Genomic DNA, 8,585 nt, shown 5'->3' with positions numbered 1-8,585 from the left:
TCGCCCATATTTTCGGTAAAAACTCTGATAGTACTTAGAGGCGGATAAAGATGCCTTGAGACCGAAATGTCGTTTATGCCGAAAATGCTGACCCTGTTCGGAATAGCTATACCTTCTTCATGAAGTGCGCGCATACTTCCGATTGCCATCACATCACTGCTAATGCAAAAAGCTGTCGGTAAATCGTCGCCTAATTCGTCAATGGCCTTTTTCATCAGACGATAGCCTTCATCAACTGAGAATGAACCTATGTACAGAAAACGCTCATTATAAAGCGATTTTTCTTGCATATATTTTGCGAAGGCTTTCTCTCTTATGCGTTCTCTGCCACCAATGAAGCCAATATGACGGTGATTTGTTGAAATGAAATAGTCAATAATCTTTCGTGTAGCTTTTTCAAAATCGATCACGACTGAATCGTACGTATCCTCGTCAGGTGACTGGTCAACAAAAACGATGGATGGCGAAATTTGGGTTAATTTTCTTCTATGTTTTGCAGTAAATTTGCCAATCGCAATAATCCCTTTGATTTCAGCTGGATCAATGCCATCTATGTTATCAAAAAAATAGACTTCCGGATGAATATCAAATTGTTTGCAACGTCGTTCAACCCCAAGCCTGATTGATAAAAAATAGAGGTCGTTGAGTTCTTCTTTTTCTGTATACCAATGAACAATGGCAATTTTCTGCCCAACGTGTTTTTTTACCGGACGTTTTCTATAAGACAATTCTTCAGCCGCCTCAAAGATTCGTTTCTTAGTATCATCGGACACAGATAATGTGGCATCGTAATTAAGAACACGTGAGACCGTGGCAGCCGATACGTTTGCTTTGTTTGCTATGTCTTTAATGGTGGCCAATCCAATCACCTTTTCCATCAAAATAACTAAAATTCATGTGTATTGGGAGTATAACAAAGATTCCTATACCGTCGTTAAACTGTTATAAAAACGATCTAATTCAATAGACTCTCCTTGATTAACTCTGGATTCCTCGGCTGCAAAAGCCATTAAGTGACTTTGTAATGATGTGGCAGCAGAAGATATGTTACTCTTATTTTCATGGTGTTTTAAATCATGTAAAAACGAGCGCATTATACCAGCGTCACCACCGCCATGCCCGCTAATCGGGTTATCAAACTTAACGACTGTTTCCTGTTTAGTAAGGAAGTCATAAATGGAAATCCGATTATCTTCCATGTTACCACGTATCTCTCCTTTAGTCCCCATGATTTGCACGATACGGGTTTGTTCTCTTGTGAAACCGCACATACTGAAGGTCGCTGTCGCTCCACCTGTGAATTCCATATTGACGACTTGGTGGTCGACCACGTTATTGTCTGATTGATACACACATTTTCCGTAAGGCGTCTCCTGTAAAGCTTTAATAATGCCTTCTCTTGAGTTATCTTCTGTGAATTTTTTAGCCCAGCCTTTTCCTTCGCCCAGGTAGTATCTCCCCGCATGAAATGGGCAGTCTAATTCAGCGGGACAACCGTCTAAACATCTTTCAGGTGCATTTTCGGGTGCATTTTCTTCTTTAAAGTGCATCAATGAACCGTAAGAACTGATTCGTTCGCATTTTTCATCAATAATGTGGCTGATAATATCCATATCATGACACGATTTTTGAAGAATCATCGGGCTTGATTTTTCTTTGTTATTCCAATTTCCTCTGACAAAACTATGAGCCATGTGCATAATTTCCACATTTTCATTAAGCTGAATGGAGGCAATTTTACCGATTTTTCCTTCCGCTACGACCCGCTTAATCGTGGACCAAAATTCCGTATATCGTAAAACATGACAAATGGTTAATTGACGATTATATTTCTTCGCCGTACGCTCCATTTCAATACATTCGATCGGATCAGGGGACATCGGTTTCTCCAGGAGTACATGGTAACCTGATTCCAGCGCTTTCATGGTAGGTTCGAAATGCTGCTGGTCCAATGTGGTAATAATGGCGACGTCCGCAACCTTTCCTATGGAAAACGCTTTTTCCCATGAGGAAAAACAATTTTCCCGGGGGAGCTGATGGGCCAGTCTGACTTTATCTCTTCTTTCGTCGTTGGGCTCAGCCACAGCCGTAATTTTCAGTTCATTAGGATGCGCCAGCGCATATGGAGCATAAGCCCTTGCTCCCCGATCACCTGCTCCGATTAAAATTGCACTTGTTGGTTCCATCATAACATGCTCCTTTATAATTTAGTAAAAAATTTACCAATTTTTAAGATGCGGTAAAAAAGTGGATTATAGTACTAGTAATAATACTATAACATTGAATTGTACAATATGTAAAAATTTTTATGATATTGAAAACGTTTTTATTTTATTGTACAATACCGATATTAGTAAAATGTTTAGTAAATGATTTATAAAGGAGAGGAAAAATATGAAGAAATTTTTTAGAACGTTTGTATTGATGATGGTTGGTATTGGGGTGATTATGTTCATATCAGCGTGCACAGGGGAGGAGGACGAAGGCAATCAGGAGTCTGCGGAGGGAGAGACTGAACAGGTTTTGAATCTAATTCGACAAGGCCAAATCCCGACCATGGACTCCTCATTGGCGACGGATGAGATCTCGTTTCAGTTTCTCGGAGCAACAATGGAAGGGTTGTATCGTTTGGATGAGAACGCTAAACCAATTGAAGCAATTGCGACGGGTCATGAAATAAGTGACGATGGTATGCAATGGACGTTTAGTTTGAGAGAGGATGCTGAATGGTCAAATGGTGACCCAGTGACAGCGGAAGACTTTGTATATGCTTGGCGGCGGGCTGTTGATCCTGCTACAGGCTCTGAATACGGTCCATACATGATGCAAGGCGTTATTAAAAACGCTGAAGAAATTAGTAATGGTGAAAAAGATGTTGAGGAATTGGGTGTTACTGCAAAAGATGATCATACATTAGTCGTCGAACTCGCTAAACCGGTTCCTTATTTTGAATCGTTAATGACATTTGGCACGTTCCTGCCTTTGAATAAGGAGTTTGTTGAAGAGCAAGGTGATGGTTACGCGCAAAGTGCTAATAACCTTCTGTACAACGGCCCTTTCGTTTTGGAGAACTGGGAAAGCACAAGCGATTCCTGGAATCTGGCTAAGAACGATAACTATTGGGATGCTGAAGAAGTTGAGTTGGAAGAATTGACTTATCGTGTTGTTAAAGATGCACAAACGGCTGTTGATTTATATGAAAGTGGCGAGGTGGACAGGGCACAGTTAACGTCTGATTTAGTTGATCAGTATTCAACTCATGATGATTATAGTACAAGGTCGAAACCAGTGCTATACTACTTAAAGATGAACCAAACCCGAAATGAGGCACTTGCAAATGAGAACATTCGCGAAGCCATCAGCCGGGCATTCGACAAAGAAGCTTTAGCAAACGAAATATTGAATGATGGATCGATTGCAGCTAATGCGCTAGTGCCTCAAGATTTTGCACCGCTCCCTGAAGGAATGGATGTTGAAGGTGAAGAATTTAGAGATGTCAACGGTGATCTGGTTAAATACGATGTTGAAAAAGCACAAGAATACTGGGAGAAAGGACTGGAGGAATTAGGCAAAGATTCCATTGAACTTGAATTCCTCGGTGGTGATACTGAAACATCAATGGTTATGCATGAATTTCTCGTGAATCAGCTTGAATCAAATCTGGACGGACTGGATCTGACATTAAAGCAAGTGCCGGGTGAACAGAAACTGGAATTAGATGCAAACATGGATTATGACATTACGCTTTCAGGCTGGGGACCGGATTATCTTGATCCATATTCATTCTTAGGTCTATTTGAAACAGGCGGTCCCTATAATAAAATGGGTTATTCAAATGAAGAATATGATCAGCTTTTAGCAGAGGCTCAAAATGAACTCGCAACGCCTGGTAAAGAAGCTGAGCGCTATCAAAATTTCATTGAGGCCGAAAAAATCTTATTTGAAGATGCAGCAATAGCGCCTGTATACCAGGAATACGTTTCTCTTCTTGTATCGGAAAAAGTGCAGGGCGTCATCGCGAATCCGATTGGTCCAACGTATGAATATAAATGGGCTGAAGTGACCGAATAGAATTAACGACAATAATTCGGATGTGAAACTCAAAAATAACGATGTTTAACCCCCGATTGCACCTCAGCCGGGGGTTCTTCATGTCAAATCGCAGTGTTATTTCCCGGGGAATAAAGTCGAAATACGAAGAAACAGCAAGTGAAATCTGATTATTAAGATTAACATTTTCAACTGTTTGGAGAAGTATTCAAAAAGACTTAGTACACGTGCCGGCACCCGGATATTTCCGGTTTGTGCTGAATGAGGGAACTGACAGGGGACAAATATCCATTCCCCATGTCCCAGTCAAAGAAGTAATAGATAATCAGAAGGGAGAATGACAATGAAGTATGCCATTGGTCTGGATATTGGAGGTACGAAAATAGCCAGCGGTATTGTCAATCAAAACGGTGAGATTATTCAGCGAGAGATTGTCGACAGTAACCCATCCGACAAGGAACATATGTTTTCACAAGTCGAAGTATGTATTGAACAGCTATTGGATCATGCCAGTATCCCGGTACATGATATTTGTGGTATCGGTGCCGGGGTCCCGGGAAAGATTGATCGACAAAACGGCATCGCTATTTTTCAAAATAATCTTCCGTGGAGGAATTTTCCTATAGTTGAACGTCTGCAAAAGGCATTTGGGATAAACAAGGTCGTGATCGATAACGATGTGTATATGGCTGCCTTTGCCGAATGGAAAGAAGCTCAGGTAAATGAGGATGACTTGTTTGTTTATATGACGATTAGCACGGGTATTTCGAGTGCGATTATCCAAAATGGCGAATTTATCAGGGGGGTCGGTTTTGCGGGGGAAGCAGGGCTGATACCGGTGTACGCACCGTATACAGGTGAGCCACTGGAGCGGCTTGAACACGCAGCTTCCGGACCAGCGCTTGCAAAATACGCAGATAAACAGTATGAAAGAACAGACATGACAGCTAAGCAAGTATTTGATGCCTATTATAATGGTGATTCGTCAGCGCAATCGCTTATTGATGGTATGGCTTCCGCTCTGGCCCAAGGTGTGTATGTATTCAATAGTCTTTTGGATCCGCACAAAATGGTGTTTGGAGGCAGTGTGATCTTCAATAACCCTAGTTTGCTTACGAAAGTAAAGGATAAATTGGATGAATGGCTTATTGATGAACAAAAACACATATTAAATAATATGGCAATAAGCCATATGGGCAATGAGCAAGGGTTGATCGGAGCCGGGCGGAGAGTGCTGGAAAATGGAGTAGGGAATTAGGAATAGCCTTATAATTGTTATGGGGTCTGTCCCTCATCGCTTTAACGTATTAGCGTGGCGGGGGACAGGCCCCTGTTAATTGACATTCCGCTTTTTTTAGCTTATGCTTTTTACAAAAGTAACAAAGAAAAACAAATGTAACATTGCCATAAAATCAATAGAAAAGAGCGATCATATGTTAAGTTGGGAAGAACGCCGGTTGATGGTGAAAGTAGCTAAATTATATTATTTTGAGGGTTGGACACAAGCGCAGATTGCTGAGAAAAACAATGTGTCGCGCCCGGTGATCTCGAAGCTTTTGAACAATGCCAAGAAGGAAGGCCTTGTGGAGATTTACATTAAAGATGAAACGGTCCATACGGTTGATCTTGAGCAAAAGCTTGAGAAGATGTATGATCTTGATGAAGTGATTGTTGTCTCGACTGCTGGTTATGATCCGGTGATGGCAAAGCGACAGCTCGGTAAGACGGCTGCGGCTTATGTCGGGAAAAATTTGCAGGATGTCAAAAATTTAGGAATATCCTGGGGGACGACGCTTTTATCACTTGTTGAGGAATACCCGTATGAACGCAGGGATGATATTCAGATTGTCCCGATTGTTGGGGGGATGGGGACGAAGGATGTCCATCTACATTCCAATCAGCTTGCTTTTCATTTGGCACAAAAAATGAACACGTCCTGTTCCTATCTGTATGCGCCTGCAATGGTTGAAACGGATGACTTAAAAGAAAGGCTGATTAATTCCAAAGATATTGCCCATGTTCTGGATAAAGGCCGTCATGTTGATATGGCGCTTGTCAGCGTTGGGAATCCATATAAAAGTTCGACCATGAAGAAAATCGGTTATTTGCAGGAAGACGATCTCACGTCATTAAGTAAAGCGGGCGCTGTTGGGGATATCGGTTCACGGTTCTTTGATGCTGCGGGCGAGGAGATTGATCATCCGCTGAACAATCAGGTTATCGGACTTGATCTGAACGAAATAAAAGATATACCGAAAGTGGTCGGGATCATCGAAGGTTCGTATAAGCTGGATAGTATTGAAGCGGCGTTGCGCGGCGGTTATTTGGATGTGCTCATCATTGATGATCAGACTGCTCAAGCGTTAGTCCAGTCATGATGAAAAGAGGCGGAAAACCAGGTTTCAATGTTTTTCGCCTCTATATTTTTACTGGCCTAATTGAGCAGGTTTGACGACACATTTTAAGCCTTCTTTACCAAGGGCGGCCTGAAACGCTTTCTCTGTTTCCTCCAAAGAAAATGTGTGCGTGATAAAGGCTGAAAAGTCAAGCAGCCCTTCGTCAATCCATTTAACGGATTCCATATGAAGATGCCGCGGTGCACCATGTGTTCCGACGATTTTTAACTGCTTATAAATGATATGGTTTGTATTGATCGGATTTTCGGTAACCGGCTTGATTCCGGCGAAGTACAGGATTTTTCCGGTTTTCCTGGCAATTTCTAGTGATTCCCGCTGTGCCTCGGCAGAAGGTGCTGTCACAATGACTGTATCGGCTCCCATACCCTCTGTTTCGTCGTTGACCCTTCCAACCGTATCCGCTTCAGACGGATCAATTACAACGTCGGCACCGCATTCTTTTGCTTTTTTCTGGCGTACTTTGGATCGCTGGACAGCGATGACTTTGGCCGTACCCATCCGTTTTAATGCAGCAATATACATACACCCGATGGCACCAGCCCCATAAACAACGACTGTGTCACCCGGCTTGACGTTCACTTCGTCAAGGCCGCTCAGCACACATGAGAATGGCTCTGACAAACTGGCAAGTTCATATGATGTGGTATCGGCAATTTTTTGAATGGATCCATTTTCCACAAACTTTTTGGGCAGGACAACATATTCAGCAAAGCCGCCGTCGACCTGATAGCCCATTGAATGGCCTTTTACACAATGGTGCCCCTGATTTTGCTGGCAATACGTGCATTCACCGCACGGGATGTGTGCTCCGAGTGTTACCCGGTCACCCGTCTTGAACCGGCTCACGTTATCACCTGTTTCAACTACTTCACCAGCAATTTCATGACCAATAACCCGCGGATAATCAATTCGTGCATCGCCATGATTATAAATCCGCAAATCGGAACCGCATACGCCAATGGCATGAACTTTTAACAAGATTTCGTCCGGATTAATCGCTGGATGCGGACGTTCCTGCACTTCCAGCTTCTGCTTTCCATTAAGAACAACTGCTTGCATAGACGTTCCCCCCTTGAAAATCGTTTAATCTTCAACAAATGCCAACGCTTTTTCGATGAGATATTTTATTTTGGCGGTTTGTTTTTTCGTTGTTGCAGCATCCCATTGTAATGCTTCTTTCATTTCGTCGGTTGCAGCATTCACTGTGCGTTTCACCTTATCGAGATCGAACAGAAGATAGCTTGTCCGGCGATCATAAAAATCAGCGAGCGTTGCCACCATTTCATGTTCAACTGTGTAGCGTACTTCGGCTGCAATGTTGCGCTCCTCATCATCGTCAAAATAATCATCGTATTCCGCGATTTCTTTAAGCAGCATCTCGGTGTTGGTGCCATAGCGGAGAACATATTCCTCGATAGCCTGTCGTGATAAGCGCAAATGACTGTATTGCTCATGCAGCTGATCGATCAATGCTTCCAGATCCTGTTCTGAAGCAAAGTTGCCGCCTGTTAATTTAACACGATCGGTATTCGAGGCGGTTGGCTTCTGATCGTCCCGCTTCTCGATATACTGCATCACCCGCTCTGCCATTTTCCGGTAGCCTGTCAGTTTTCCGCCTGCAATGGTTATGAGCCCGGTATCGGATTCAAAAATCTCGTCGTGACGGGACAGTTCGGACGGGGCATCTCCATCTTTTCCAATAAGCGGTCGAATGCCTGCCCAGCTTGATGTGACATCATGGATGCTTAAGTTCAGTGAAGGAAACATATCATGCAGACAGCCCAATAGGTACTTGACTTCGGAAGTATTGACATGAATATCGTCCATATCCGCTTTGTAAATGGTTTCCGTTGATCCGACATACGTCCGGTCACCTTTAGGGATGACAGCAATCATGCGTCCTTTATGCTGAAAATAAATGGATGAAGTGACCGGCAATGATTCATAGTCAAACACAATATGAACCCCTTTTGCATGGACCATATATTTTCCGGTGATCGGACGGTCTTTCTGGCGTACTTTATCCACCCATGGGCCGGCCGCATTGACAACATGTGTTGCATTGATCGTAAATGTTCTGCCGTCAACGTGATCCCGTGCGACAACACCTTTTACCTG

At 42.9% G+C, this 8,585-nt stretch carries 7 protein-coding genes; 3 read left to right on the top strand and 4 right to left on the bottom strand.

Going from position 1 to position 8,585, the window contains the following annotated elements:
* On the bottom strand, positions 1–860 hold an 860-nt coding region (locus VK080_RS08740; protein WP_324224383.1), incomplete at its 3' end, for a LacI family DNA-binding transcriptional regulator.
* A gap of 63 nt (positions 861–923) precedes the next feature.
* Entirely contained in the window at positions 924–2,186 is a 1,263-nt protein-coding gene (locus VK080_RS08735; protein WP_324224384.1) for a Gfo/Idh/MocA family oxidoreductase, read from the bottom strand.
* A gap of 208 nt (positions 2,187–2,394) precedes the next feature.
* Between VK080_RS08735 and VK080_RS08730 the strand changes: the two genes are divergently transcribed.
* The 3 genes from VK080_RS08730 (at position 2,395) to VK080_RS08720 (ending at position 6,428) form a co-directional block, all read left to right on the top strand.
* On the top strand, positions 2,395–4,071 hold the full coding sequence (locus VK080_RS08730) for a peptide ABC transporter substrate-binding protein (protein ID WP_324224382.1): 1,677 nt from the start codon (positions 2,395–2,397) through the stop codon (positions 4,069–4,071).
* Between the two features lie 322 nt (positions 4,072–4,393).
* The gene (locus tag VK080_RS08725) at positions 4,394–5,308 is read left to right on the top strand and encodes an ROK family protein (RefSeq protein ID WP_324224381.1); all 915 of its coding nucleotides are present in this window, start codon (positions 4,394–4,396) and stop codon (positions 5,306–5,308) included.
* 175 nt (positions 5,309–5,483) lie between these two features.
* Positions 5,484–6,428, top strand: coding sequence for a sugar-binding transcriptional regulator (locus tag VK080_RS08720; protein WP_324224380.1), 945 nt, complete (start codon positions 5,484–5,486; stop codon positions 6,426–6,428).
* A 48-nt stretch (positions 6,429–6,476) separates the two neighbouring features.
* On the opposite strand, the gene VK080_RS08715 is transcribed toward VK080_RS08720, so the two are convergent.
* Together VK080_RS08715 and VK080_RS08710 are read right to left on the bottom strand one after the other, a co-directional pair.
* Positions 6,477–7,526, bottom strand: a complete 1,050-nt coding sequence (locus tag VK080_RS08715; RefSeq protein ID WP_324224379.1) for a zinc-dependent alcohol dehydrogenase — start codon at positions 7,524–7,526, stop codon at positions 6,477–6,479.
* A gap of 24 nt (positions 7,527–7,550) precedes the next feature.
* Positions 7,551–8,585: glycerol-3-phosphate dehydrogenase/oxidase (locus VK080_RS08710; protein ID WP_324224378.1), on the bottom strand; the 1,035-nt coding region annotated here is incomplete at its 5' end.

Source organism: Lentibacillus sp., assembly GCF_035301925.1.
Classification (GTDB): Bacteria; Bacillota; Bacilli; order Bacillales; family Amphibacillaceae; genus Lentibacillus.
The sequence above is the reverse complement of the archived record's forward strand: the minus strand, read 5'-3'. Positions and strand labels throughout refer to the sequence as shown.

What these genes read in the sequence shown, in the direction of transcription:
- VK080_RS08735 (WP_324224384.1), bottom strand. Translation starts at nt 2,186, where the DNA reads ATGGAACCAACAAGTGCAATTTTAATCGGAGCAGGTGATCGGGGAGCA.
- VK080_RS08730 (WP_324224382.1), top strand. Translation starts at nt 2,395, where the DNA reads ATGAAGAAATTTTTTAGAACGTTTGTATTGATGATGGTTGGTATTGGG.
- VK080_RS08725 (WP_324224381.1), top strand. Translation starts at nt 4,394, where the DNA reads ATGAAGTATGCCATTGGTCTGGATATTGGAGGTACGAAAATAGCCAGC.
- VK080_RS08720 (WP_324224380.1), top strand. Translation starts at nt 5,484, where the DNA reads ATGTTAAGTTGGGAAGAACGCCGGTTGATGGTGAAAGTAGCTAAATTA.
- VK080_RS08715 (WP_324224379.1), bottom strand. Translation starts at nt 7,526, where the DNA reads ATGCAAGCAGTTGTTCTTAATGGAAAGCAGAAGCTGGAAGTGCAGGAA.